Annotated in this window: 22 protein-coding genes and 2 pseudogenes; 12 read left to right on the forward strand and 12 right to left on the reverse strand. The window is 56.5% G+C overall.

Annotated elements, in window-relative coordinates; all coding sequences use genetic code 11:
- Positions 1 to 58: 58 nt before the first annotated feature.
- The 5 genes and pseudogenes from JCM12178_RS05765 to JCM12178_RS05785 form a co-directional block, all read right to left on the reverse strand.
- Positions 59 to 847: a tetratricopeptide repeat protein gene (locus JCM12178_RS05765; protein ID WP_054649547.1), complete on the reverse strand. Its 789-nt coding sequence runs from the start codon at positions 845 to 847 to the stop codon at positions 59 to 61.
- A gap of 2 nt (positions 848 to 849) precedes the next feature.
- On the reverse strand, positions 850 to 3,282 hold the full coding sequence (gene gyrA, locus JCM12178_RS05770) for a DNA gyrase subunit A (protein ID WP_054649549.1): 2,433 nt from the start codon (positions 3,280 to 3,282) through the stop codon (positions 850 to 852).
- A 24-nt stretch (positions 3,283 to 3,306) separates the two neighbouring features.
- On the reverse strand, positions 3,307 to 5,700 hold the full coding sequence (gyrB, locus tag JCM12178_RS05775) for a DNA topoisomerase (ATP-hydrolyzing) subunit B (protein WP_054649551.1): 2,394 nt from the start codon (positions 5,698 to 5,700) through the stop codon (positions 3,307 to 3,309).
- Positions 5,701 to 6,869 (reverse strand): annotated as a pseudogene (dnaN, locus tag JCM12178_RS05780) (DNA polymerase III subunit beta).
- 140 nt (positions 6,870 to 7,009) lie between these two features.
- Positions 7,010 to 8,317, reverse strand: coding sequence for a DnaA ATPase domain-containing protein (locus JCM12178_RS05785; protein ID WP_054649553.1), 1,308 nt, complete (start codon positions 8,315 to 8,317; stop codon positions 7,010 to 7,012).
- A gap of 241 nt (positions 8,318 to 8,558) precedes the next feature.
- Here JCM12178_RS05785 and JCM12178_RS05790 point away from each other — a divergent pair, with 241 nt between their 5' ends.
- A complete protein-coding gene (locus JCM12178_RS05790; RefSeq protein ID WP_054649555.1) occupies positions 8,559 to 9,728 on the forward strand; it encodes a homocysteine biosynthesis protein in 1,170 nt (389 codons plus the stop codon).
- A gap of 651 nt (positions 9,729 to 10,379) precedes the next feature.
- On the opposite strand, the gene JCM12178_RS05795 is transcribed toward JCM12178_RS05790, so the two are convergent.
- The 5 genes from JCM12178_RS05795 to queA are packed head-to-tail and all read right to left on the reverse strand — an operon-like array spanning position 10,380 to position 14,118.
- Positions 10,380 to 10,925 carry a 2-oxoacid:ferredoxin oxidoreductase subunit gamma family protein gene (locus JCM12178_RS05795; RefSeq protein WP_054649557.1) on the reverse strand — a complete coding sequence of 182 codons (546 nt, stop codon included), beginning with the start codon at positions 10,923 to 10,925 and terminating at the stop codon, positions 10,380 to 10,382.
- Entirely contained in the window at positions 10,925 to 11,692 is a 768-nt protein-coding gene (locus JCM12178_RS05800; protein ID WP_054649558.1) for a thiamine pyrophosphate-dependent enzyme, read from the reverse strand. Before JCM12178_RS05800 ends, JCM12178_RS05795 begins: the two co-directional genes overlap by 1 nt.
- Positions 11,693 to 12,757, reverse strand: coding sequence for a 3-methyl-2-oxobutanoate dehydrogenase subunit VorB (locus JCM12178_RS05805; RefSeq protein ID WP_054649560.1), 1,065 nt, complete (start codon positions 12,755 to 12,757; stop codon positions 11,693 to 11,695).
- Positions 12,758 to 12,994: a 4Fe-4S binding protein gene (locus tag JCM12178_RS05810; protein WP_054649562.1), complete on the reverse strand. Its 237-nt coding sequence runs from the start codon at positions 12,992 to 12,994 to the stop codon at positions 12,758 to 12,760. It abuts the gene before it with no gap.
- Positions 12,995 to 13,029: 35 nt separating this feature from the next.
- The gene (gene queA, locus JCM12178_RS05815; protein WP_054649563.1) at positions 13,030 to 14,118 is read right to left on the reverse strand and encodes a tRNA preQ1(34) S-adenosylmethionine ribosyltransferase-isomerase QueA; all 1,089 of its coding nucleotides are present in this window, start codon (positions 14,116 to 14,118) and stop codon (positions 13,030 to 13,032) included.
- Positions 14,119 to 14,265: 147 nt separating this feature from the next.
- On the opposite strand from queA, the gene JCM12178_RS05820 reads away from it, so the two are divergent.
- The 8 genes from JCM12178_RS05820 (at position 14,266) to JCM12178_RS05855 (ending at position 21,322) form a co-directional block, all read left to right on the forward strand.
- The gene (locus tag JCM12178_RS05820) at positions 14,266 to 14,943 is read left to right on the forward strand and encodes a hypothetical protein (RefSeq protein ID WP_054649565.1); all 678 of its coding nucleotides are present in this window, start codon (positions 14,266 to 14,268) and stop codon (positions 14,941 to 14,943) included.
- 17 nt (positions 14,944 to 14,960) lie between these two features.
- A complete protein-coding gene (locus JCM12178_RS05825; RefSeq protein WP_054649567.1) occupies positions 14,961 to 15,440 on the forward strand; it encodes a hypothetical protein in 480 nt (159 codons plus the stop codon).
- Positions 15,440 to 16,651 (forward strand): bifunctional phosphopantothenoylcysteine decarboxylase/phosphopantothenate--cysteine ligase CoaBC, encoded by a 1,212-nt coding sequence (gene coaBC, locus JCM12178_RS05830; RefSeq protein ID WP_054649569.1) that lies wholly within the window; start codon positions 15,440 to 15,442, stop codon positions 16,649 to 16,651. The genes JCM12178_RS05825 and coaBC overlap by 1 nt, the downstream gene beginning before the upstream one ends.
- Before the next feature lie 38 nt (positions 16,652 to 16,689).
- Positions 16,690 to 17,196 (forward strand): hypothetical protein, encoded by a 507-nt coding sequence (locus tag JCM12178_RS18205; protein ID WP_157054778.1) that lies wholly within the window; start codon positions 16,690 to 16,692, stop codon positions 17,194 to 17,196.
- A 51-nt stretch (positions 17,197 to 17,247) separates the two neighbouring features.
- Positions 17,248 to 18,531 carry an NfeD family protein gene (locus JCM12178_RS05840; RefSeq protein ID WP_054649574.1) on the forward strand — a complete coding sequence of 428 codons (1,284 nt, stop codon included), beginning with the start codon at positions 17,248 to 17,250 and terminating at the stop codon, positions 18,529 to 18,531.
- Positions 18,532 to 18,574: 43 nt separating this feature from the next.
- Positions 18,575 to 19,369, forward strand: a complete 795-nt coding sequence (locus tag JCM12178_RS05845) for a slipin family protein (RefSeq protein ID WP_054649575.1) — start codon at positions 18,575 to 18,577, stop codon at positions 19,367 to 19,369.
- Complete coding sequence (locus tag JCM12178_RS05850; protein WP_054649577.1) at positions 19,370 to 20,377, forward strand: NAD-dependent epimerase; 1,008 nt, start codon at positions 19,370 to 19,372, stop codon at positions 20,375 to 20,377.
- A 174-nt stretch (positions 20,378 to 20,551) separates the two neighbouring features.
- Entirely contained in the window at positions 20,552 to 21,322 is a 771-nt protein-coding gene (locus JCM12178_RS05855; RefSeq protein WP_054649579.1) for a ParA family protein, read from the forward strand.
- Between the two features lie 15 nt (positions 21,323 to 21,337).
- Here JCM12178_RS05855 and JCM12178_RS05860 read toward each other — a convergent pair whose 3' ends face one another.
- On the reverse strand, positions 21,338 to 21,763 hold the full coding sequence (locus JCM12178_RS05860) for a hypothetical protein (protein ID WP_054649581.1): 426 nt from the start codon (positions 21,761 to 21,763) through the stop codon (positions 21,338 to 21,340).
- Positions 21,764 to 21,868: 105 nt separating this feature from the next.
- Here JCM12178_RS05860 and JCM12178_RS05865 point away from each other — a divergent pair, with 105 nt between their 5' ends.
- From JCM12178_RS05865 to JCM12178_RS05870, 3 genes and pseudogenes are all read left to right on the forward strand, one after another.
- Positions 21,869 to 22,789 carry a ParB/RepB/Spo0J family partition protein gene (locus tag JCM12178_RS05865; protein WP_054649583.1) on the forward strand — a complete coding sequence of 307 codons (921 nt, stop codon included), beginning with the start codon at positions 21,869 to 21,871 and terminating at the stop codon, positions 22,787 to 22,789.
- A gap of 121 nt (positions 22,790 to 22,910) precedes the next feature.
- Positions 22,911 to 23,105: pseudogene (locus JCM12178_RS20715) on the forward strand (PfkB family carbohydrate kinase); the annotation flags it as partial.
- A gap of 74 nt (positions 23,106 to 23,179) precedes the next feature.
- Positions 23,180 to 23,848 (forward strand): bifunctional heptose 7-phosphate kinase/heptose 1-phosphate adenyltransferase, encoded by a 669-nt coding sequence (locus JCM12178_RS05870; RefSeq protein ID WP_369404466.1) that lies wholly within the window; start codon positions 23,180 to 23,182, stop codon positions 23,846 to 23,848.
- A gap of 84 nt (positions 23,849 to 23,932) precedes the next feature.
- On the opposite strand, the gene JCM12178_RS05875 is transcribed toward JCM12178_RS05870, so the two are convergent.
- Positions 23,933 to 24,337: a hypothetical protein gene (locus JCM12178_RS05875; RefSeq protein WP_054649585.1), complete on the reverse strand. Its 405-nt coding sequence runs from the start codon at positions 24,335 to 24,337 to the stop codon at positions 23,933 to 23,935.

The raw sequence follows: 24,337 nt of genomic DNA on the forward strand, positions 1-24,337 counted from the left end.
ACCGGATTGGTTGCGTGCTTCCCGAAAACAATGAGGCCGCTTTTGCGGCCTCTTGTTTCTACTGCAGACTCTTCAGACGGCTCTTGATGACCATGGGGTTCGGATAGGTATCCTTGATGGATTCCAGAAGCTCCCTGGCCTTGTCGTATTCGTTGTTGTGTTCGTGCATGTCGGCGAGAATGAGGATGCCCATGGCCTTGAGCTCCTCGGAAGCCTCATCGATGGAAAGCAGCTGGCTCACGGCGCGTTTCACCTGCGTCCAGCTGTAAATCAGGCTGTAACTCTGGGCCAGCTCGTACAGACACTGGGCCCGCTCTTCGGGTATGGCCGCAATCTTCACGCAGGAATCCAGCGTCTCAAGCACCAGATCATAGCTGCCGAGTTGCCGGTACAGCCGGGCAAGACGTATCTGGATGGGCACCATCCTGTCCGGCATGCCCTGCGCCAGACGCAGAGCCTTTTCATAGGAGTCGAGCGCCTTGTCCCTGTTGCCGAGCTGCTGGTAAAGTTGGCCGAGCCGGAACATGATGCTGCTCGCGTCGGCCTTGTCCGAACTCTGCTCCAGATACATGGCCTCAAGCAGCGCCACGGAGCGATCAAGATCGCCCTTGATGTTCAGCGCGATGTCAAGAAGCCTGCTCCAGGCCTCCTTGCGGTGGTTTCCCTGAGGCGCGAGTTGAAGATACCGTTCGTATCCTGCCTCGGCCTCAAGGAAAAACCCGTTGTCAAAGCTCTTTCGAGCCTTGACGATATCCTCTTCCCCGGGGTCGCTTCCGTTGCCGCACCCGGTCAGGACCAGGAGAAAAAGGGCCAGCACGAGGCTGGCCGCTTTGAATCGTCCGGTCACTGTTAGTCCTTGTCTATCTCGGTTTCGCGCACCAGATCGAAGCCGATCACGGTGCCTTCCTCGTCCATGCGCACCAGACGCACGCCCTGCGTGGCACGGCCGCGCGTCAGGCTGATGTCGTCGGCTCGCAGGCGGATTATCTTGTTGGTGGACGTGAGCAGCATCAGCTCGTCCGTTTCATTCACAAGCCGCGCGCCAAGAACCTGGCCGGTCTTGGCGGTCAGGCGCATGTTCAGGATACCCTTGCCGCCGCGCGTCTGTACCCGGTACTGGTCGATGCCGGTACGCTTGCCGAAACCGCCTTCGGACACGGTCAGCAGCTGGGTGCGGTCGTCGTCCGAGGTGACGACAGCGGCCACGACCCGATCGTTCTCGCGCAGGGAGATGCCCTTCACGCCTGCGGTGGCCCGTCCCATCGGGCGGGCGTCGCGGATGTTGAACCGTATGGCCGTGCCGTCCTGTGTGGCAAGGATGCAGTCGGACTGCGGGTACACTTCCATAACGCTCATGAGCTCGTCGCCGTCACGCAGGTTCACGGCCTTGAGGCCGCTGCTGCGGCAGTTGGCATAGAGGTCCTGACTGGAGCGCTTGATCATGCCCTTGCGGGTCACGAACAGGAAGAACCGGTCTTCGGAGAGTTCGCGCAGGCTGATGGCCGCGGCCACGTATTCTTCCTTGTGCAGCGGCAGCAGGTTCGCGATATGCGCACCCTTGGCGTAACGGCTCCCTTCCGGAACCTGATGGGCCTTGATCTTGAACATCTTGCCCTGATTGGTGAACAGAAGCAGCCACTGATGGTTGGTGGTGACCAGGAAGTTGAGGATGAAGTCCCCGTCGCCTGTCTGCACCCCTGCGATGCCTTTTCCACCCCTGCGCTGGGCCTGATAGTTGGAAAGCGGGGTGCGCTTGATGTAGCCCCGGCGGGAGAGGGTGATAACCGCGTCGTCGTCGGCGATGAGGTCTTCGATGTCGATTTCCGACGGGTTGTGGTCCAGCAGGACGCTTCGGCGAGGTGTGGTGTAATTCTGATGAATTTCCTGCAACTCCTCGCGGATAACGCCTTTGAGCACTTCCTCGTTCTCCAGAATGCTGGTGTAGTACTCGATGAGCTTGAGCAGCTCGGAGAGTTCTTCCAGCAGCTTGTCGCGTTCCAGCCCGGTGAGCTTCTGCAGCCGCATGTCCAAAATGGCGCGGGCCTGAATCTCGCTCAGCTCGAAACGCTCGATGAGCTTGTTGCGCGCTTCTTCCGGCGAGGAGGAACCGCGAATCAGCTTGACCACCTCGTCGATGTTGTCCACCGCGATCTTGAGCCCTTCCAGCACATGAACGCGCTTTTCCGCCTTGTCCTTGTCGAACTTGGTGCGGCGGATGATGACTTCACGGCGGTGCTCAAGGAAGTATTCCAGAACCTGCTTGAGGTTCAGGAGCATGGGCCGGTTGTCCACGACGGCCATCATGTTGATGCCGAAGCTGGTTTCAAGCGGTGTGTACTTGTAGAGGGCGTTGATGATGATGTCCGCGATGGCCCCGCGCTTGAGGTCCATGACGATGCGGATACCGGTGCGGTCCGATTCGTCGCGCAGGTCGGTAATGCCTTCGATCTTCTTCTCGTTGACGAGCAGGGCGATCTTTTCCACCAGCGTGGATTTGTTCAGGGCGTAGGGAATTTCCTTGATGATGATGGATTCCCGGTTGCCCTTGCGCTCTTCGCGCTCCACCACGCCGCGAATGCGGATGGAACCGCGCCCGGTATGGTAGGCGTCCTCCAGCCCCTTGCCGCCATAGACCATGGCGCCGGTGGGGAAGTCGGGCCCCTTGATGTGCTTCATCAGGTCGGTAACGGCGCACTCCGGGTTGTCCAGAAGATGCACGGTGCCATTGATGAGCTCGCCGAGGTTGTGCGGCGGGATGTTGGTGGCCATGCCGACCGCGATACCGGCCGTGCCGTTGAGCAGCAGGTTCGGAACCTTGGTGGGCAGCACCGCCGGTTCCTGCAGCGTGTTGTCGTAGTTGGCCCGGAAGTCCACGGTGTTCTTCTCGATATCCGAGAGGAACTCGCCGCAGAGCTTGGCCATGCGGGCTTCGGTGTAACGCATTGCCGCTGCCGCGTCGCCGTCTATGGAACCGAAGTTCCCCTGACCGTCGACAAGCGGGTCGCGCATGGAGAATTCCTGCGCCATGCGGACAAGGGCGTCGTACACCGCGGAGTCGCCGTGCGGGTGGTATTTACCGATGACGTCACCGACAACGCGGGCCGACTTCTTGTAGGGCCGGTTGAAGGTGTTGCCCAGGTCGTGCATGGCGAAGAGGATGCGGCGATGGACCGGTTTCAGCCCGTCACGCACGTCCGGAATGGCGCGCCCTATGATGACGCTCAGCGAATACTCCAGATAGCTTTTCTTGAGTTCGCTTTCGATGGAAATCGTATTGTTCATGATTGTGTCTGCCTTTTCCGGTGACTAGATATCCAGTTCCTGCACCATGAGTGCGTTCTTTTCGATGAATTGGCGGCGCGGCTCCACCTCGTCGCCCATGAGGTCGGTGAAGATGGCGTCGGCCGCGACCGCGTCCTCCACATTGACCTGCAGCATGGTGCGCTGCTCCGGGTGCATGGTGGTTTCCCACAGCTGGTCGGGGTTCATCTCACCCAGACCCTTGTAGCGCTGGATCTGCCAGCCGCGGTGCGCTTCGCTGATGACCGTATCGTACACGCCGAAGATGTCGAACACGTCACGCTGCTCGCCTTTGACCTCCAGCGTGAATTCGAACTCGCCGAAGGCTTCCCTGAGACTGCCCAAGGCTTCGTAGGCTCGCTTGTAAAGCTTGGAATGGAAGAACTCCATACCCAACCTCGTCCGGCGGCCGTTGTCGTCCTCAAACACGACATACACGCGTTCCTTCTCGGACTCGTAGTCATGTTCGGTGATGATGTCGGTCTTGAAACCCTTTTCCGAAAAGTCCTTCTTGAACTCCTCGGGGTCGTTCTCCTCGAAATGCTTGAACTGTATCCGCTTGGGATAGTGCAGCATGGTCAGGAAGAGGTCCGGGGTGATGCCCATGTTGTCCGCCTCTTCAAACTTGTTCTTGATGAAGCGGATGGTGTCGAGCGTCTCCAGAAGCGGCTCGCCAGTCACCTTGCGGCCGCTCTTGGTAATCAGCGTGATGTCCCCGCCGACCCGGTTGAGCAGGAAGGTTTCCAGCTCGGGCTCGTCCTTGATGAACCGCTCGAACTTGCCCTTGTGCACGCGGAAAAGCGGCGGCTGGGCGATGTAAAGATGTCCGCGCGAAATCAATTCCTCGTACTGGCGATAGAAGAAGGTCAAGAGAAGCGTGCGGATATGCGATCCGTCCACGTCGGCGTCAGTCATGATGACGATCTTGTGGTAGCGCAACTTGTCGTAGTCCATTTCTTCCTCTTCGCTGCCGATGCCTACGCCCATGGCCGTGATGAGCGCACGGATTTCCTTGTTGGAAAGCATCTTGTCGAAGCGGGTCTTCTCCACGTTCAGGATCTTGCCTCGAAGCGGCAGGATGGCCTGGTTCTTGGGGTCGCGGCCCTGTTTGGCCGAGCCGCCTGCGGAGTCACCCTCAACGATGAACAGTTCGGAGGTGGACGGGTCCTTGGACTGGCAGTCCGCCAGTTTTCCCGGCAGCGAGTTGTCCGAAAGCGCACCCTTTCGGCGAACGAGATCGCGCGCCTTGCGGGCGGCCTCGCGGGCCCGGGCTGCGTCCACGACCTTCTCGATGATGGACCGGGCTTCTTTCGGGTTCTCCTCAAAGAAGGTGTTCAGCTTCTCGTACACAAGCGCGGAAACAAGACCGGTGGCCTCGGAGTTCCCGAGCTTGGTCTTGGTCTGGCCCTCGAACTGCGGATCAGGCAGCTTCACCGAGATGACCGCGGTCAACCCTTCGCGAACATCCTCGCCGCTCAGGCGCTTGATCAGCTTCTTGGGCAGCTCGGCGTTGGTGATGTAGTTGTTGATGGCGCGAGTCAGCGCGGTCTTGAAGCCCGCCAGATGCGTTCCGCCCTCAATGGTGCGGATGTTGTTGGCGAACGTATAGGTGTTTTCCTTGAACGCCGTGGTGTACTGGATGGCGAACTCAAGCAGCACGTTCTCTGCCTCGCCCTGACCATAGATGATGTCGCCGATGTTGGTCTGGGAGGCGTTGAGGTCCTTGACGTACTGAATGATACCACCGTCAAACTTGTAGACCTCGCGCTCGTTGGAACGCTCGTCCTTGAACTCGATTTCAAGTCCGGAGTTGAGGTAGGCCAGTTCACGGAAGCGCTTTTTCAGCACCTCGAAATCGAACTGGTTGACCTCGAAAATTTCCTCGTCAGGACGAAACCGCTGCGTGGTTCCCGTGGAATGGGCCGGACCAACTTCTTCCAGTCCTTCGACGGTTGGCACGCCCCGCTCGAACTTCATGCGGTAGGTCATGCCGTTGCGCTTGACCGTGGTCTCCATGAACTCGGAGAGGGCGTTGACGCAGGAGACGCCGACGCCGTGCAGCCCGCCGGACACCTTGTAGGAGTCGTTGTCGAACTTGCCGCCCGCGTGCAACGTGGTCATGGCCAGCTGGACGGCGGGGACGCCTTCCTTCGGGTGGATCTCCACCGGGATGCCGCGGCCGTTGTCCGAGACCGTGCACGAGTTGTCCATGTGCAGGGTTATCTTGATCTTGTCGCAGTAGCCCGCCATTGCTTCGTCGATGGAGTTGTCTATGACTTCATAGACGAGATGGTGCAGCCCGCGGATGTCCGTGGAGCCAATATACATGGCCGGACGTTTGCGGACCGCCTCAAGCCCCTCAAGGACGGTAATGCTTTCCGCAGTGTACTGGTTGCTCATTTATGCGTTTTCCTCGGTGTAGTAGGTCTCTTCCTGAATCATCATGGGCATGACAATGACCTGGTAGTCGGGATCGTCCTCGCCGGTAATGCCGCAGGGAGCTTCGGCGCCGGTCAGGGTGAACGTCACGGTTTCCGAATTGAAGTGGTTCAGAATCTCTATGAGGTTGCGGGTGGGGAACGCGATGCGCTCCATCTCGCCCGAGTATTCCGCGTCCAGCGCCTCGCGCGCCGTGCCCGTGTCCTGTCCCTGCGCATGGACCGTCACTTCGGTCGGGGAGAAGCTGAAATACGCGCAGCGGTTGGAATCGGTGTTGAACAGATGAATGCGGCCGAGCGCGTCCACCAGATCGGCCCGCTTGACCTTGAGCTTGCAGACGTCGTCGTCCCCCAGCTTGGCAAGGAAGCTGTGGTAGTTCGGATACTGGTAGTAGGACAGCGGCAGGGTGAAGGCCTCGCGCTTGTCCCCGGTGCGGAAGAACAGGCGCTTCTCGGAGATGTTCATCTCGATCTCCTCGCGCTCAGCCACTTCTTCAGCTCGGCAAGATACTTGCGCTGAATAAGCACCCCTTCCTCGGGAAGCATGGAGTGGATGTCGTCATTGACGAACCGGAACATGGCGAACTGGTGCCCGTTCAGGCCGCAGACCTCGATGATCCGCTCACCTGCATCCTCGCGAGGAGCCATGTACAGGCAGGCGATGGCTTCCATGGAGTCCTCTTCGGAGATGCAGAAAGCCAGCTTGTCGATCATCTCGTCCAGAAAATCGCCGGACCAGAATACCGAGCCTTCCTCAGGGAAGGTGGAGAACTTCTGGAACCACTCAGGGTCGTTCACAGGGAACTTGTACTTTCTGGAGCCCTGCTCCACCAGCACGTTCTGATTCTCGCCGTCGGTCTTGATCACCAGCTCGCCCTGATCGCCGCGAAGCTGACGAACCAGATCATAGAAAGCGCGCCCCTGCACGCCCGCAAGACCGTCCTCGGTGATCTCCGCGGGGTACGAGCCGAGAAACTCCAGATTGGAGTCCGTGGACATGATGTTCAGGGCACCGTTCTCGCAGTTCAGCCAAATCGTCCTCAGAAAGGCCGCGCCCGTCTTGGCCGGGATGATGTTGGCCGATTTCTGCAAGCCTTCGATGATTTCATCCCTGTTCACTTTTAAAAACATATTGAATTACTCCTTCATAGAAGGTTTAGTATTCTCTGTAGCCATGTTACCAACTCTCATAATACGCTGATATATTGGTTAAAAATAATGACACTCAAAGTGACCGCTCATGAACTGTCCGAACACTTTTTCGGCTTTGATCACTGTCCGGCACTGTGGCGACATTTATTCTTCAGCATTTTCAACATTTGGTTCAAACTGCTATCATCTTCCCGTAATTGTTTTACTTTTTTAACAGAGTACAGGACCGTGCTGTGGTCCTTTCCACCAAACGCGCGGCCAAGGGCCGGGTAGGAGATATTCAGCAACTCCCTGCACAGGTACATGGCCACCTGCCTTGCCTGAGCAACCGGCTGGTGCCGCTTTGAGCCAACAAGATCGCGCACGTTGATGTTGAAGTGGTCACCCACCACGGACATGATCTGTTTGGGCGTCAGCTCATCATGCGCTTTTTCCTCGGTGTTGTTCAGTATGTGCTCAAAGTCCTTCTGAGAGAGGTCCTTGTGCACAAGCTCCCGGAACGCGAAAAGCTTGAGCAGGATTCCCTGAAGGTACCGGAAGTCGGAAAACCGCTGCCCGAGCGTGAGAATCTGCTCTTTCGAGAGCGGCAGTTTCTTGTCCCTGCACTGCTGCTGAATGTACCCTATGCGGATTTCAAGGTCCGGCTCCTTGAGCGTGACCACAAGCCCCCAGCCGAGACGCGACTGCAGGTTGGGCTCAAGGAAATCAAGACTTGATACCTTATCCCGGCACCCGATGACCATCTGTTTTCTGTTGTCGTAGAAATGGTTGAATATATTTATGATTTCACGCTGCATGGCCGGATACGCCCGGATTTGCTGGAAATCGTCGATGAACATGAAATCGTGCTCGAACAGGTGGTTTCTGGCCCGGATTGCATCCCCGCCGAAACGGACGTTGAACAACGTATGCAGCTCATCCAGATTGGAAAGGTAGATGGTGGAGCTGTCATGGCGCTTGCTGATCTCGTTGGCCACGGCCTTGAGCAGGTGCGTCTTGCCCGAGCCGTTCGGGCCGCAGATGATGAACGGATTGAAGAGTGATCCCGACTGCTTGGCAACCTCGCGGGCCGAGGCGAGCGGGAAGTAGTTCTTTTTGTTGATCAGAAACGTGTCGAAACTGAACTGGCTGTCAAAAGGAAAGTCTATCTTTTTTGTGACCGGTTTGCCCGGTGTAACCGTCCCGGTACCGATCGATCCGCCGTTGGAATAACGAACCAGATACCCCGCACCCAGAAACAGGTTGAGCTGCGCCTCGAAGCGGTCCTGAATGGATCCTTCAAACCACTGGGCGAAAAACTGGTGGGGAAAATCCACCGTAACCGTCTTGTTCTCGGCCGAAACGGCCAGTTTCAGAGGGTCGAACCAGCGTGCAAGCTCTTCTTCCGAGCAGGTTTTTTTGAAGTGTTCGCGAAGGGCCTGTTTCACGTTTTATCCGATGTGCAGTTGATGATTGTTCAAGTGTTTGTTTTTATTGCTGTTTAAACTACGTTATTCACAGGGGTTCCACATGATTCGATCAGCTGTGAGTTATAGCTGATTTTGTGCCTAATGCCAAGTGATACCCGATTAAACGGTTGGACAAATGATTTGCCTTGCGCTTGATTTTGATACAATATCTGAGGTCTTGCGCCGCAACCCGAAATAGCGGCTACATGGAGGTTTTCAAATGGGTTCGCATCAAGTCAACAAGACTATCGCAGAGATCAACGATCGCATCCGAAAAGGCAAAGCGGTCGTGCTCAACGCCGAAGAGATGACGGAACTCGTCCGCCGGGATGGCAAGGTCAAAGCCGCCCAGCAGGTCGATGTCGTCACCACCGGGACGTTCTCTCCCATGTGCTCTTCCGGCATGCTCTTCAATATAGGGCAGCAGCCCCCGGTCATGAAAGTCTCCCGAATGTGGCTCAACAATGTGCCCTGCTATTCCGGACTGGCCGCAGTGGACGCCTACCTCGGCTGCACCGAACCGAGCGAAGACGACCCGCTCAACAAAGTACCCCCGGGACGCTTCGCCTACGGCGGCGGACACGTCATCGAAGACCTGCTGAGCGGCAAGGCCGTCCACCTGCGCGCAGAAGCCTACGGCACCGACTGCTACCCGCGAAAGGAACTGTCCAAAGACATCACCCTCGCGGACCTGCCCAATGCCTGGCTCATGAACCCGCGCAACTGCTACCAGAACTACAACGCGGCCGTGAACATGACGAGCAGAACCATCTATACCTACATGGGGCCGCTCAAACCCAACTGCCACAACGTCAACTTCGCCACCGCCGGCAAGCTCTCGCCCGCATTCAACGACCCCTACTTCAAGACCATCGGGCTGGGGACAAAGATATTCCTCGGCGGCGGCATCGGCTGGGTTCTCGGCTCCGGTACCCAACACGTGACCAAACCCGCACGAAACGAACGAGGCATCCCCACCTCGCCCTCAGGCACCCTCATGCTCAAAGGCGATATGAAAGGCATGAACCCGCGCTGGGTACGCGGCCTCAGCTTCGTCGGCTACGGTTGCTCCCTCAACGTGGGCGTCGGTATCCCCATACCCATCCTCAACGAGGAAATAGCCTGGTTCACCGGCGTCGACGACAGCGACATCCAGATGCCGCTCAAAGACTACGGCTACGACTACCCCAACGGCCTGCCCCGAGTGCTCGGACACGCCACCTTCGAAGAACTCAAATCCGGCGAAGTGACCGTCAACGGTAAGCTCACACCCACCGTGCCGCTTACCAGCTATACCATGTCACTCGAAATCGCCGATGAGCTCAAAAAGTGGATCGAAGAAGGAAAATTCCTCCTCACCGAAGCACAAGAAGATATCATCAGCATCTAGGCGCAAGAACAATACATGCTCAAGCCGCATTCCCCCGGGAGTGCGGCTTTTTTTTTGCCTCCGGCGGCCCTCCGGGGGCCAAAGAACCCTTTGAAAAGGGTTCTTTGGAATCTCCTAAACTTTTTGGCTTGCCAAACTGCACCCTCCGTGACGTTTCACACGAAACATAGTTCTTGCAGTTTGGCGGGTTTTGGATGTTTCATCTCTTATTTGAGCGAAATCGAGAACCCCGCCAAGCCGCAAATAGGTTTCTCGTTGTCGGCTAGTGAGCCAGCGGCTTGGCAAGCCAAAGCGTTTTGGGATTCTTAAACCCTTTTGGAAAAGGGTTTAAGCCGCCGGAGGCACAAAAAAGCATTTTTGTGGAATATCCCGACCAAATAACAACCTATATGTCATTTCACACGAAACACAGGTCTTGTTGTTTAGCCGGGTCGAATATCAAGTATTCTGATCTCTTATTGAGCGAAATCGAGAACCCCGCCAAGCCGCAAATAGGTTTCTTGTTGTCGGCTAGTGAGCCAGCGGCTTGGCAAGCCAAAACGTTTTGGGATTCTTAAACCCTTTTGGAAAAGGGTTTAAGCCGCCGGAGGCACAAAAAGCAGGTCCACGGATCAATCCATGGACCTGCTTTAAGTACGTATCTACTCGTTATTACTTGATGTGATCGGCGCCTGCCTGAAGGGCTTCGGCGTTTTTGGGGATCAGGTGCGAGTAGTGTGCGGAGATGACGTTGTCGAGCGAGTTGACGACGGCGTCGAGGGGCATGATTTTGGTTGCTTCGATGAATGCGCCGAGTGCGACCATGTTTGCCATGCGGGTATTGCCGAGTTTGTCGGCTATTTCGTTTGCGGGCACGGCGTAGCAGTTGACGCGTTTGGTATCTGCCAGTTCCATGTCCACGAGCGAGGAGTTGATGATGTTGATGCCGCCGTCTTGCAGTCTGGTTTGGAATTTATCCAGTGAGGGGCGGTTCATGATGATGAGGCTGGTGGGTCGCCTGATGATGGGCGATCCGATTTCCTCTTCTGCGAGGACGACGGTGCAGTTTGCGGTGCCGCCGCGCATTTCGGGTCCGTAGACGGGGATGTAGGTGACGTTAAGTCCTTCCTGCATTCCGGCGTAAGCGAGCAGGTTTCCTATGAGCATGACGCCTTGGCCGCCGAAGCCTGCGATGATGGAGTCGAGGTAGCGGGACATTAGCAGGCACCTCCTTCGTCGGTGTCTTTGTAGACGCCGAGCGGGAAGTAGGGGATCATTTCGGTCTGGATGCGTTCGTTTGCCTGCACTGGGGTCATTTTCCAGTTGGTGGGGCAGGCGGAGAGCAGTTCGACGAAGCCGAAGCCTTTGTTTTGGGTTTGGCATTCGAAGGCTTTGCGCATGTATTTTTTAGCTTGGCGGATGTTTTTGACGTTGTCGAGGGATCCGCGTGCGGCGAAGGCGGTGCCACCGAGTCCGGCGATGATTTCGGTCATGCGGATGGGTGCGCCTTCGTGTTCGAGGCAGCGTCCGGACGGGCAGGTGGTGGTGCGCTGTCCGATGAGCGTGGTGGGTGCCATTTGGCCGCCGGTCATGCCGTAGACGGTGTTGTTGACGAAGACCACGCTGATTTTTTCGCCGCGGTTGGCAGCGTGCAGGATTTCGGCCATGCCGATGGATGCGAGGTCGCCGTCGCCTTGATAGGCGAAGACGAAGTTGTCCTTGCGGGCGGCCTTGACGCCTGTGGCGACAGCGGGTGCGCGTCCGTGGGGTGCTTCGACGGCATCGACGTTGAGGTAGTTGTAGAGGAAGACGGAGCAGCCGATGGAAGAGACGAGGATGGTGTCCTCGAATACGCCGAGTTCTTCCAGCAGTTCGCCCACGAGCCGGTGAGCCACGCCGTGGTGGCAGCCGGGGCAGTAGTGGGTGGGTCTGTCTATGACCGCTTTGGGTCTGTCGAAGACGAGCTTTTCGTTCATTTCAGACATTTATTTACCCTCCAGGCTCTTGAGGATGGGTTCCTCGAAATCGTCCGGGGTGGGCAGGTTGCCGGGGTAGATCGGGAAGAAGTCCGAGTCGGCAACGGTGCGGATGGCCAGACGGACGTCGTCGACCATCTGGCCGAGGTTGTGTTCGACGGTAAGGAAGCGTTTGCCTTCCTTGGCCAGCTTGAGCAGCGGCTTTTCGGGGAAGGGGTAGAGGGTCTTGGGCCGGAAGAGGCCGACCTTTTTTCCTTCCTTGCGGAGCTTGCGCACGGCGCTTTTGGCGATGCGGCCGATGGAGCCGTAGGCGCAGACCACGAGTTCGGCATCTTCGGTGTCGAAGAGTTCGGCGTCCGCCATTTCTTTCATGGCGTCGTATTTGGCCTGCAGCTTCTGGTTCTGGCCGGCGAGGGCGCCTTCTTCGAGGAAGAGGGACTTGATGAGCCGTTTTTCACGGCCGTTTGCGCCGTCGAGCCGCCAGTCTTCGCCGCCTTCGGATTCGATGTTTTCCGGAATCCACGGGGTGATGGGTTCTTTCATCTGGCCGAGGATGGCGTCACCCAGGACCATGACCGGGTTGCGGTATTTGAAGGCGAGGTCGAAGGCCTGAATGGTCATGTCGTAGGCTTCCTGCCCGGTGGAGGGGGCGAGGACGAGCAGACGGTAGTCGCCGTGTCCGCCGCCTCGGGTGGACTGGTAGTAGTCGCCCTGTGCCGGGCCGATGTCGCCGAGACCCGGTCCGCCGCGGTTCATGTTGACGATGACTGCGGGGATTTCGGAGCCTGCCATGTAGGAGATGGCTTCCTGCTTGAGGGAGACGCCCGGGCTGGAGGAGCTGGTCATGGCGCGTACGCCGCAGGCACCTGCGCCGAGCAGCATGTTTGCCGCGGCCACTTCGGATTCCGCCTGCACGAATTCGCCGCCTGCCTTGGGCATTTCGGAGCTCATGAATTCCGGAATCTCGTTCTGGGGCGTGATGGGGTAGCCGAAGAAGCAGCGGCATTTTGCGGCGAGTGCGCCGCGGGAGACCGCTTCATTGCCTTTGACGAAAATTCTGACTGTCTTGCTCATTTACTCGTCCCCCTTCTTTTTCTTCGGGGTGCGGTAGACCCTGATGGCGAGGTCCGGACAGATGAGGGCGCAGGACGTGCAGCCCGTACATTTTTCCATGTCCTCGGCGGGCACCTCGGCGACTTTGTAGCCGCTCTGGTTGAACCGCTCTGACTGAACGATGATCTGGACAGGGCAGACCGTGGAGCAGAGCATGCAGCCTTTGCACCGGTCTTCCTGAACCGCGATTCGGGACATAACGATCTCCTTCCGATTATTGTGCGGCAGGGCCGCTACCGTATGAGCATGGCGTCTCCGTAGGAGAAGAACCGGAAGCCGTTGTCCAGGGCGTCCCTGTACGCTTCCTTGATTGTATCTATGCCAGCTAGGGCAGATACCATAATAATGAGGCTTGATTCTGGCAAATGGAAATTGGTCAGCAGGCAGTCCACGACCTTGAAGGTGTAGCCGGGCGTGATGAAAATATCCGTTTCACCCCGGAATTCTTCTATTTTTCCAGCCTCCTTTACCATACCTTCCAGTGCCCGTGCGCTGGTAGTGCCGATGGCGACAACGGGTCTCCCTTCGGATTTCGCCTTTTTGACCGCTTGCACGGTTTCTTCGCCGACCTCTATGAACTCGGAGTGCATGGCGTGCTTTCTGATGTCGCGTTCCCGCACGGGGCTGAACGTACCGTAGCCCACGTAGAGGGTTACTTCGGCCCAGTCGTGTCCGGCGTCTTCCAGCTCTTTTCTGAGCTCCGGCGTGAAATGCAGACCGGCGGTAGGGGCTGCGACGGAACCGGCTTTGTCCTTTCGGCAATAGGTGGTCTGGTAGCGTTCGGCATCGGTTTCATCGCTGTCCCGGCCGATGTAGGGCGGCAGGGGAATGCAGCCGATCCGCCCGATGATTTCTTCGAGGTCGCCATGCCACTCGATATCCACGACCCACTTGCCGAAGTCGCCGCGTTCTCTGGGCACGAGTTTGAAGTCGTCGGAGAACGTGATCAGCTCGTGCGGTCTGGGCGATTTGGATGAACGAAGCAGCCCTTGCACTCGCGCCTTCTTCCATTCGCATGATCCTTCCGTACAGATGATGCGTGGTAGGGGGGTAAGCAGCAGGAACTCCACTTTGCCGCCTGTAGGCTTGGTGCCGAACATCCGCGCCGGGAACACCCGGGAGTTGTTGACCACCAGCAAGGCGTTTTCCGGCAGGTGCCTGCCGAGCTCCGAAAAGGGCGCTATGGTCCGGTTGCCGGTATCACGGTCGAGCACGAGCAGCCTCGACCCGTCCCGTCTGTCTGCGGGCTGTTGGGCGATGCGTTCTTCCGGAAGCTCGAAATTATACGTATTGAGATTGTATTGTCTTGGGATTTTTTTCATGGTGTTTTCTCGCGTGCGGCATACTATTGTTGAATCATCCGGCTGGCAAGCTTGAGTAAATTCCATATATTCCGGTTTGTTGCGGTGTTTTGTTCATAACCCTCTCCAATATCTTGAATTTCTGTGCAATCGTGGTATTTGAAAACAATGAATCTGTTGTCGGTGGCCGATATCTCCAAGATGACCCGCATCCCTGCACCAACGGCGCGTCGTTACGCTTCGTTGTTCAAGGATTTTCTCTGCGGGACCAAGGTCGGTCGGGTCACCAAGTATCCAGAAGAGTCCGTGCAGGTCTTCAACAGGATCTCCCAGCTTTATTCCGAGGGCCGCGTTACCCATGAGATTGAGGATATATTGCGGTCCGAGCTGCCCAGAACCATCGATGTTGAAGCGTCCGAACCTTGTTCTGTTCCGGTTCCGTTCAGTAATTCCGAGCTAAGCCAAGCGTTTACCGACGTAATGGACAGGGTCGCCTCCTGCATGGAAACCATCGCGGACCAGAAGCAGGTCATCGAGAGTCAGCAGGAGGATGTTCGCAAGCTCAAGACAGCGTTTGTGATGCTCGCCCGTAGCCAGAAGCGCATCAAGTCGCTTCCTGCTCCGGCCGAACCACCGGCCGAGCTTGTGGAATCCTATCGGAGACTTGAGGAGAAGGATCAGGAGCTTGAGGAAATGGCCATGAGCCTTTCGCTTGACGCTTCCGACATCAAGGTCAAGCTTCAAACGCTTGAATCCGAGCTGGTTCGGCTCCGCAAGGACCGCCGCGAAATGGAAAAGTACCTTCAAGACAAGATCGACAGGCTCAAATCAGAAGCCGATACATAATTTTTCAAGGAGTTGTTATGCGTACGTTTGCCAAAGTCTTTGTTCTTCTGGCAGGTCTTTGCCTGTTTGCCGGTTGCACCACCACTTCGTCCAACACCACCTCCGGCCAACAGACCGACTCTCCCCAGCGTGAGTATTCCCAGACGAATTTCTACTACGACTTCGAGGACATCCTTATTCCGAGCGAACTCGAATATGTGGATGAGGAATCCTACACGCTGGACAACCGCAAGTTCCGCGTCGGCATCATGAAGTTCAAGGGTCGGGTTGTTATTCAGGATCTCATTCAGTTTTTCCTGAACAACATGGCCAAGGACAATTGGGAAAAGATCGCTTCGGTCAAGGGCAAGATTTCCGTTCTTTCATTTGAGAAGTTCAACAAGAGCTGCATCATTCAGGTCGAGGACAGCTTTGCCAGCGCCAAGGTCACTATCATCGCCGCCGAGGCCAAGGACGCTCAGTCCGATGCGCCTTCGGTTTCGAATTTAAACGAATAATGCAGAATCATTACCGTTTTGGCGGCTTCATGGGCCGCCGTGTTCACCTTGGCATATCCGGCAGCATTGCCGCATACAAGGCGCTAGACCTCTGCCGCACGCTTCAGGAGTCTGACTGCACTGTTTCCGCCACATTGAGCGATTCAGCCTGCCGTTTCGTTACCCCGTTGAGCTTTGAGGCATTGGGTGCATCTCCTGTCTATACCGGCATGTTTGATGCCGGACCCGACACTTCCTTTGCCCATCTTGAACCCGGTCAGAGTGCGGACGCGCTGGCCCTCGTTCCTGCTTCGGCAGATATTATCGGCAAGATAGCCAATGGCATAGCGGACACCATGCTCTCCTGCCAGGCCATGGCCTTTCCCGGACCCCGATTGATCGCCCCGGCCATGAACCCGGCCATGTGGGCCTCGCCTGCGGTGCAGCGTAACTGGGAGACGCTCAAAAAGGACGGCTGGGTCTGTATCGAACCCGAATCCGGCCATGTGGCTTGCGGGGATATTGGAAAGGGCAGACTGGCCGATCTGGACACTATCCATCTCTCCATACTCAAGTTGGTGACCGAACAGGATCTTGCCGGTCAGAAGGTGCTCGTCACCCTCGGCCCGACTCGTGAACAGTGGGATGCGGTCCGGTTCTGGTCCAATCCCTCTACAGGTTCAATGGGTGCAGCCCTTGCTGTTGCCGCTTGGCTCCGTGGCGCGGACGTCACCGTTGTATGCGGCCCTGTTGATTGCAAATTCCCGCCCGATATCAACGTGATTCCTGTCACTTCAGCCCGTGAAATGCATGCTGCCTGTTTGGATGTCTGGCCTCGGATGACTGTCGGCGTCTGCACCGCAGCGGTTGCTGATTTCAGGCCCACTCCCCACGGTTCTGACAAGTTCAAGAAAGCTGGAGCCGAAACCTTGACCGTGGAGTTTGCGTCCAATCCCGACATCCTTCGCTCGCTCGGTGATGACAAGGGTGATCGAAAGCTGATTGGTTTTGCTGCTGAGACCGGAGACCCCCGTGACGAAGCGCTTCGCAAACTGACGACAAAGCATCTCGATGTCATCGCAGCCAACCGTATTGACAAGGAGGGCAGCGGGTTTGGTGTGCGCACCAATGAGATGTTTGTCGCCACTGCTGACGGCCGGCGTGAAACGTGGCCGCTTCTGCCGAAAACCGAAGTAGCGTGGCGTTTATGGGATATTCTTCAGATAGGCTAAACGTTCCCGAGCATCTACGGGCATGGCATTGCGCAGGGTTGGAGTATCTTCTGCCAAGCGTTTCACATGAAACGTCTGCAAAGGACTCGCAACCGCCTGAAAAAGTTTCTTTTTCCGACGAATGGAAGTCCGTCCTTTCCAAATCGCCCAAGTCCCCCAAGGTTGTTTGGACCTATTTTGAGCTTGGCTTTGACCTTTGTGGGCAGGCTGATCCGCAGCGGGGAAAGCTGCTACGTTCGTTGATTGCCCATCTGCGCTGGCCCAAAGGTTCTTCGGGGTTTGTTCCTGTCGGACTTCCCGACCAAGGTGTTATCGTACCGGATGCTTCGTCTTCGTGGGCGGCGATTGATCGTCTCGGCGCACATACTGTGGTTTCCCTCGGAACCGATGCGGTGGATATCCTTTGTCCAGACCATGAAGGAAGAGGGTATGTTTCCGTTGGGGATGTTTCCATCCTTGTTCTTCCTTCTCTTTCTGAACTCGGCCCCATGCTCCCCCATGAGCGTTTGATCCATTTGGACAGACTCTCTGAAATTCGTTTATAGCTTCCCATTATTTCCGCTTTGTGCGAACAATGACGGTATCGGAGGAGAAATATGCGCCGATTACTGTTGTTTGTTGTGGTCTTTGTTGTCATGGCAGCTTCGTCTGCTTTTGCCGAGCCGTTTCGCGTTGTTCAGGTTGACCTGACAGGCGCGGTCAGCCCTGCGCAGGAAGAACTGCTTAACGACAGTCTTTCTTACTGCAGTGACAACGATATACGCCTTCTGCTCATCCGGCTCGATACGCCCGGCGGCCTTGGTGAGTCCATGCGAAACATGGTCAAGGCCATTCTCAATTCGCCTGTGCCTGTGGCGGTTTGGGTCGGCCCTTCTGGTGCGCGCGCCACCAGCGCCGGTGTCTTCATCGTTGCTGCGTCTGATGTGGCTGGTATGGCCCCGTACACTACCATCGGTGCAGCCTCGCCCGTTTCACTCGGCGGAGACGACATCGAAGAGACCATGCAGATGAAGATCAAGAACGACTTCGTCAGCCTGCTGAAATCCGTTGCCTCTCGGCGCGGCCGCAACATTGAGTGGTATGCATCGTCTGTGGAGACTGCCGCCAGCATCACCGCTGAAGAAGCCGCCGAGATGAAGGTCGTTGAGATTGTCGCCCCCTCCGTACCTTCGTTTCTGGACGCGGTGGGGGAGCGGGGCATATCCCACATGGGACAGACAATCACCTTTGCCGGGGATCAGGTCGTGCTTGAAACCTTTGATCCCGGAATCCGCTATTCCATCCTTTCATGGCTTCTCCATCCCCAGATCGCCTACTTCCTTCTTTTAGGAGGCATGATTGGTCTGTTCATAGAGATCACCCACCCGGGCACTGTTTTTCCCGGTGTGCTCGGCGGCATCTGTTTGCTTCTCGCCCTGTACGCGCTCTCCATTCTTCCGACGTCTGTCACAGGCGTTCTGCTGATTCTTTTCGCATTATTGTTGTTGGGGCTTGAAGTCTCCATCACGAGTTTCGGGTTGCTGACGGTTGCGGGCGCGGTGTCCCTGTTCATGGGCGGCATGCTCCTCTTCCGCGATCCGTATGGATACCTTCACATTCCCGTTTTCTACATCCTGATTCCGTCGGTCGTATTCAGCGCGTTCATCTCCGTCATTCTCTGGCTGGTGATTCGATCTCGCAAGACGCGGTACATTGCTGATGGCGACACCATCGTCGGAATGGAGGGAAACGTCATCCGATGGGATGGTCGAAAGGGTCAGATTCGCGTCAGAGGCGAAATATGGGCCGCTACGGCCTCTCAGGGCGATTTTGTGCCTTCTCCCGGACTCAGGGTCAGAATTTCCGGTAGGAGCGCCTTACGGCAGAAATTGAGCCTCTAGGCTCGGAACCCACAAATACCAACGGCTAACAAGGAGTCACAGTATGTATACGTTCCTTCCAATCATCATTTTTGTTGTTTTATTCCTTGCGGCAGCTCTCAAGGTGCTCAACGAGTATGAGCGTGGCGTTGTATTTCGGCTCGGCCGCTGCATCGGACACAAAGGGCCCGGCCTCATCATCTTGATCCCTGTCATTGATAAGATGGTCAAGGTTTCCCTCAGGGTGCTTGCCCTGGACGTGCCAAATCAGGACGTCATCACCAAGGATAACGTGTCTGTAAGCGTGAACGCGGTTGTCTATTTCCGCGTCATTGATCCGGTGAAGGCGATTCTCGAGATTGAGGATTATATGTTCGCCACCTCGCAGCTTGCCCAAACCACCCTTCGTAGCGTATGTGGTGGCGTCGAGCTGGACGATCTGCTTTCACAGCGGGATAAGGTCAACAGCCAGATACAGTCCATTCTTGATGATCACACCGATCCGTGGGGCATCAAGGTCACGACTGTTGAGGTCAAGTACATCGACCTTCCGAGCGAGATGCAGCGTGCCATGGCCAAGCAGGCGGAAGCCGAGCGTGAACGCCGCGCCAAGGTCATTGCCGCTGAAGGTGAATATCAGGCCTCGGAAAAGCTCTCCATGGCTGCAGACATAATCTCGCGTTACCCGGAAGCGCTTCAGCTCAGGTATCTCCAGACGCTTCGGGAGATGACTTCCGACGGCAAGGCCTCTACCGTAATCCCGGTTCCGCTGGACATGATCAACATGTTCGCGTCCAACAGGCAGACAGCGACCGTGATTGCGGATGACAATCACCTGAAAACAACGACGGAAGAGTAGATGAAAATTCTTGTTACCGGCGCAGCCGGATTCATCGGGTTCCACCTGTCCAACCGCTTTCTCTCCATGGGACATGAAGTGGTCGGCCTTGATATTGTAAACGATTACTACGACCCTCAGGTCAAGTGGGACCGGCTTGCTATCCTCAAGGATCAGCCTTCCTTCAGCCATGCGCACATTGATCTTGGCGACACAGAAGCTATGGACGCTCTGTTCCGGGAAGAGGGCTTCACTCATGTCGTCAACCTCGCAGCGCAAGCAGGGGTCCGCTACAGCCTTGAGAACCCGAGAGCATACATAGACTCCAACGTGGTCGGCTTTTTGAACATCCTTGAAGGCTGCCGACACAACAAGGTAGAGCACCTTGTCTACGCATCTTCCAGCTCCGTTTACGGACTGAATACGCATATGCCGCTTTCCACACATGAAAGCGTCAACCATCCGATGTCGCTATACGCCGCCACCAAAAAGGCTAATGAAATGATGGCGCATTCCTATAGCAGCCTCTATGACCTGCCCACCACCGGGCTGCGGTTCTTTACCGTATATGGACCCTGGGGACGCCCGGACATGGCGCTGTTCCTGTTCACCAAAAACATTCTTGCAGGCGAACCCATCAACGTGTTCAACCACGGCAAGATGCGCCGCGACTTCACGTACATCGACGATATCATCGAAGGCGTTGTTCGAGTAACCCAGAATACGGCCAAGCCCAACCCGGACTGGGACGGTGATAAACCTGACCCGGCTACCAGCTCCTGCCCGTTCCGTGTCTACAACATCGGGAACAACCAGGTCGTTGAGCTTTCCCGCTACATTGAAGTGCTTGAGGAGTGCCTTGGCAAGAAGGCCATCATGAACATGATGCCCATGCAGCCCGGCGACGTTCCCGCCACCGAGGCCGACGTGTCCGACCTTCAGGCAGATGTCGGATTCAAGCCGGACACCAGCATTGAAGAGGGAATCCGTAAGTTCGTAGACTGGTACCGCGACTATTACGGCGAATAATCGGTTCATCATCAAGTGATTGAAACCGGCCTTCGGGCCGGTTTTTTTGTGCCTCTCGGTTTGTTTTTCTTGCCATCATTCTTCAGAGCACTTACACCAAATGGTGATCACCTGATCGGTGTTTCACGTGAAACAATTCATGTCGGTAGCTCGACCTCAAGAAGGAGGCTCAACGTGGCGAGGCGAATTGTCGTAGCAAACCAGAAGGGCGGGGTTGGAAAAACAACCACTGCGGTCAACCTTGGTGCATCACTGGCCGTGATGGAAAAGCGGGTCCTGATCGTTGATTGCGATCCTCAGGGGAACGCGTCCAGCGGACTTGGTTTCTATCCGGGCGATCGCCGGGACAACATCTACTCGGTGCTTTTTGACAACAAGAATTCCCGCAAGGCGGTCTACGAAACAAGCGTTCCGTATCTTGATATTCTTCCAGGAACGCAGGACCTCGTCGGGGCGGAAGTGGAGTTGGTGGACAAGCTCGGCCGCGAATTCTATCTCAAGGATCTGCTGCTGACGCTGGATGATGATTACGAATTCATCATCATCGATTGCCCACCGTCTCTCGGCCTTTTGACCGTGAACGCTCTCTGCGCAGCCACGGAATTGCTGGTCCCTCTGCAGTGCGAGTATTACGCACTGGAGGGCATTGCGCAGCTGCTCATGACATACGAATTGGTGAAAAAACGCCTGAACCCGGATCTGGATATTCTCGGCGTGGTGCTGACCATGTACGATGCCAGAAACAGGCTGTCCTGGCAGGTGAAGAACGAGGTGAGAAGGGCGTTTCCCGAGAATCTTTTTGAGGTGATAGTCCCGCGAAATGTGCGACTCTCCGAGGCACCGAGCTTCGGCAAGCCGGTGATTAATTACGATATAAAGAGCAAGGGGGCCGAGGCGTATCTTGCTCTTGCGCAGGAAGTGGTGAGAAAGGGCGGGGAGGGCTAGCCTCCCCGTTTTCGGCTAGTACTTGGCTTCGAGACGTTCTGTCTTGCTGTCCAGGTACGGAGTGCACTCGAAGACCACTTCGTCTTTGAAATGTTTTTTCTGAACCCGGGACCGGCATTTCTCGCAACGATAGGAAACAAGTCCGCCAAGAGTGGCTGAGGTCATGGTGAACTTGCGGGGCTCGTCCTGAAGCCAGTCTTCGGTTGAGCTGCCACATTCGTCGCAACGGACGTCGTTTTTGGGTTGGTAGGGGAAGTCCCAGTATTCCTTGAGCGTGTTCCACTCTTGAACAGGCTCTTTGGCTTTGGGTTGCTGCACCTCTTCCTTGAGACCGAGAAGCTCTTTGATCTGATCTCCGGCGGCCTGCCAGGCCTCGGCGGTCAAAAGACAGCCGATCAGGGTGCCGTCCTTGTCATACAGTTCGCGAATGTGCTCTTTCATGAATGGGTCCTTTTTGAAGTAACTGGCTCTCTGGGCCAAGAGGTATATAGGCGCTTGTCAGCAGGTGGGCAAGAGCCGCGGCCTGAAAAGATGGAGGAATTAACCATGAGTTCTATGCAAAAAGGCTTGGGGCGCGGGCTTGACGCGCTGCTGGGCGGCGTTCGTGAAGATCAGCAGAAGGGAGTTGATGCGGCGTCCGTCACCTCGCTTCCGGTGGCGGATATCGTCGCCAACCCGAATCAGCCTCGCAGGGAGTTTTCCGAAGCTGCCCTTGGAGACCTTGCGGACTCAATTCGCAGTCAGGGCGTGTTGCAGCCAGTGCTCGTTCGACCGCTCGGTGATGATCGATATGAGCTTGTGGCCGGTGAACGTCGCTTGCGAGCATCCAAGCTCGCAGGTCTGGAGAGCATTCCCGCCCTGATCAAGGAGATGACCGATCAGGAGAGTCTCGCGGTCGCCCTGATCGAAAACCTGCAGCGTGAAGATCTCAACCCTGTTGAAGAAGCACTCGGCTACCAGCAGTTGCAGCAGCAGTTCGGATTAAGTCAGGACGAACTCTCGCAGCAGGTCGGAAAAAGCCGATCAGCTGTTGCCAATGCGCTTCGTTTGCTGAATCTTCCGGACGAGATACGCAAGGACATATCCGAAGGAAACCTCTCTGCCGGGCATGGCCGTGCGCTTATGGCCGTGACTGATCCGGAAGTTCAGAAGCAGTTGCACAGGCGTATTACTGAAAACGGGCTGACTGTGCGACAGGCTGAGGCGCAAGGTGTTTTCTGGAAGCAGAATGGACGCCTTCCCGGTACCGGTGAAGAGCCACGGGGAAAAGCACCGTCGCAGTCGAGCGGAAAAGCTGAGCTTGATCCTGTGTTGAGCGAATTGCAGCAATCCCTGAGCTCTTCGCTGAATGTTGCAGTCTCTTTGTCCGGAAGCACGAAGAAAGGTCGACTGTCAATTAAATTTGGCACCGAAGAAGAATTGCGGTCTCTTGTGGAAATGCTCGGCGAAGCGTGGCCTGAAGAGTAGGGTGATAGTAGCGTGATCGACAATGAAGAGAGAATAGGCAGGGCATAGACCTATGCGGGAAGATTTGAAAAGACTGCTCGGCCGTCTTGCAGGGCAGAAAGTGCTTATCATCGGCGACCTGATGCTCGATCATTACCTCCTGGGGACGGTTGAGCGCATATCACCGGAAGCGCCGGTGCCTGTGGTGCGGGTCGAAAAGGAGACCCACGTACTTGGCGGGGCCGGAAACGTGGCGCGGAACATCGCCGAGCTTGGCGGCAAGCCGGTCCTGGCCGGTATGCGTGGCAAGGACATTCACGGCCAGAGGTTGAAAGACCACTGCTCGTCGGCAGGGTTGGCCACCCGCGTCCTCGCCTCTGAGTCGCGACCAACCACAGTCAGACCCGGGTCATGGCCGCCAACCAGCAGATCGTCAGGGTCGACCATGAAGACCTGGGCCAGCCCAGCGACGCCGAGCTTGACGAACTCTTTGAACTCATTGCGGAGGACTTGGAGAGTGCGCCGGTGGTAATCCTCTCGGATTACGGGAAGGGCCTTATCTGCAGGCCGTTCATGGACAGATTGTGGACAGCGTTGCAGTCGTTGAAGTCAAGGCCATACGTTCTCGTTGACCCCAAGACCGTGAACTATGATCTGTATACCGGCGTGGACCTTCTTACCCCTAACACCAAGGAGGCGGGAGAGGGCGCTGGTATGGCGGTCAACAGCATGGAATCGGCCGTACTGGCCGGGCAGAAGCTTTTCGACAGGCTGGAGTGCAAGCATCTTTTGGTGACGCTTGGCCGTGACGGAATGGCGCTCTTCCATGACCGCGAAACCGTCAGCCACATCCCGACGTTTGCAAGAAAGGTCTTTGACGTTACCGGGGCAGGGGACACTGTTATCGGGACGCTGGCCCTCGGACTCGCAGCTGGCGGATCCCTCGTGGATTCGGCAACGCTCGCCAATCATGCTGCCGGAATCGTGGTCGGCCAGATCGGCGCGGCCACCGCATCGCCCGGGCAGGTTGTCGACTCCATTGATGAGTTGCCCGAGGTTGAGGTACGCAGCCTGCTGTAAGGGTGACAGGTCCACAATACACCGCAAAGAAAAACAGCCGGAAGGATCACTCCTTCCGGCTGTTTTTTTCCTGTTCTGAAAAAACTATTCGTTGACCGCAAGACGTCTGCGAACGTGTTCGTTGGATTGCGCCTCGTTGGAGTTCTCCGTCTGGATGGCGTGGGCCAGCAGTTCGAAGAGCAGGTCGGTAGGCATATCAAGCTCCAGTGTGCCATTGTCCACGCGGGTCAGTTCTTCGCCCGGCGTGACGCGGTAGGACCGGCGCTCACGAGCGTGGCCAATAGCGGAGATGATGCTGTATGCGTAGGTGTCATTGTCATCGTGGTAAAGCTTTTCCATGGTCAACATGCCGGTGTCGTCATTGAAGTACATTTCCTCGTCAACGAGTTTGCCGGTGAAGCTGATGTTCTTCCCGAAGTCGTTGGGAAGCGTGATGTCGACGACGGGATCGGTGCCGGGGTTGAATCCGGCCATGGGTTTTCTCACCAT

The organism is Salidesulfovibrio brasiliensis JCM 12178 (assembly GCF_001311825.1).
GTDB lineage: Bacteria > Desulfobacterota > Desulfovibrionia > Desulfovibrionales > Desulfovibrionaceae > Pseudodesulfovibrio > Pseudodesulfovibrio brasiliensis.

Coding starts and splice junctions, on each gene's coding strand:
- gyrA (WP_054649549.1), bottom strand. CDS start 3,282: ATGAACAATACGATTTCCATCGAAAGCGAACTCAAGAAAAGCTATCTG.
- gyrB (WP_054649551.1), bottom strand. CDS start 5,700: ATGAGCAACCAGTACACTGCGGAAAGCATTACCGTCCTTGAGGGGCTT.
- JCM12178_RS05790 (WP_054649555.1), top strand. CDS start 8,559: ATGGGTTCGCATCAAGTCAACAAGACTATCGCAGAGATCAACGATCGC.
- JCM12178_RS05795 (WP_054649557.1), bottom strand. CDS start 10,925: ATGTCCCGCTACCTCGACTCCATCATCGCAGGCTTCGGCGGCCAAGGC.
- JCM12178_RS05800 (WP_054649558.1), bottom strand. CDS start 11,692: ATGTCTGAAATGAACGAAAAGCTCGTCTTCGACAGACCCAAAGCGGTC.
- JCM12178_RS05805 (WP_054649560.1), bottom strand. CDS start 12,757: ATGAGCAAGACAGTCAGAATTTTCGTCAAAGGCAATGAAGCGGTCTCC.
- JCM12178_RS05810 (WP_054649562.1), bottom strand. CDS start 12,994: ATGTCCCGAATCGCGGTTCAGGAAGACCGGTGCAAAGGCTGCATGCTC.
- queA (WP_054649563.1), bottom strand. CDS start 14,118: ATGAAAAAAATCCCAAGACAATACAATCTCAATACGTATAATTTCGAG.
- JCM12178_RS05820 (WP_054649565.1), top strand. CDS start 14,266: ATGAATCTGTTGTCGGTGGCCGATATCTCCAAGATGACCCGCATCCCT.
- JCM12178_RS05825 (WP_054649567.1), top strand. CDS start 14,961: ATGCGTACGTTTGCCAAAGTCTTTGTTCTTCTGGCAGGTCTTTGCCTG.
- coaBC (WP_054649569.1), top strand. CDS start 15,440: ATGCAGAATCATTACCGTTTTGGCGGCTTCATGGGCCGCCGTGTTCAC.
- JCM12178_RS05840 (WP_054649574.1), top strand. CDS start 17,248: ATGCGCCGATTACTGTTGTTTGTTGTGGTCTTTGTTGTCATGGCAGCT.
- JCM12178_RS05845 (WP_054649575.1), top strand. CDS start 18,575: ATGTATACGTTCCTTCCAATCATCATTTTTGTTGTTTTATTCCTTGCG.
- JCM12178_RS05850 (WP_054649577.1), top strand. CDS start 19,370: ATGAAAATTCTTGTTACCGGCGCAGCCGGATTCATCGGGTTCCACCTG.
- JCM12178_RS05860 (WP_054649581.1), bottom strand. CDS start 21,763: ATGAAAGAGCACATTCGCGAACTGTATGACAAGGACGGCACCCTGATC.
- JCM12178_RS05865 (WP_054649583.1), top strand. CDS start 21,869: ATGAGTTCTATGCAAAAAGGCTTGGGGCGCGGGCTTGACGCGCTGCTG.
- JCM12178_RS05870 (WP_369404466.1), top strand. CDS start 23,180: ATGGCCGCCAACCAGCAGATCGTCAGGGTCGACCATGAAGACCTGGGC.
- JCM12178_RS05875 (WP_054649585.1), bottom strand. CDS start 24,337: ATGGTGAGAAAACCCATGGCCGGATTCAACCCCGGCACCGATCCCGTC.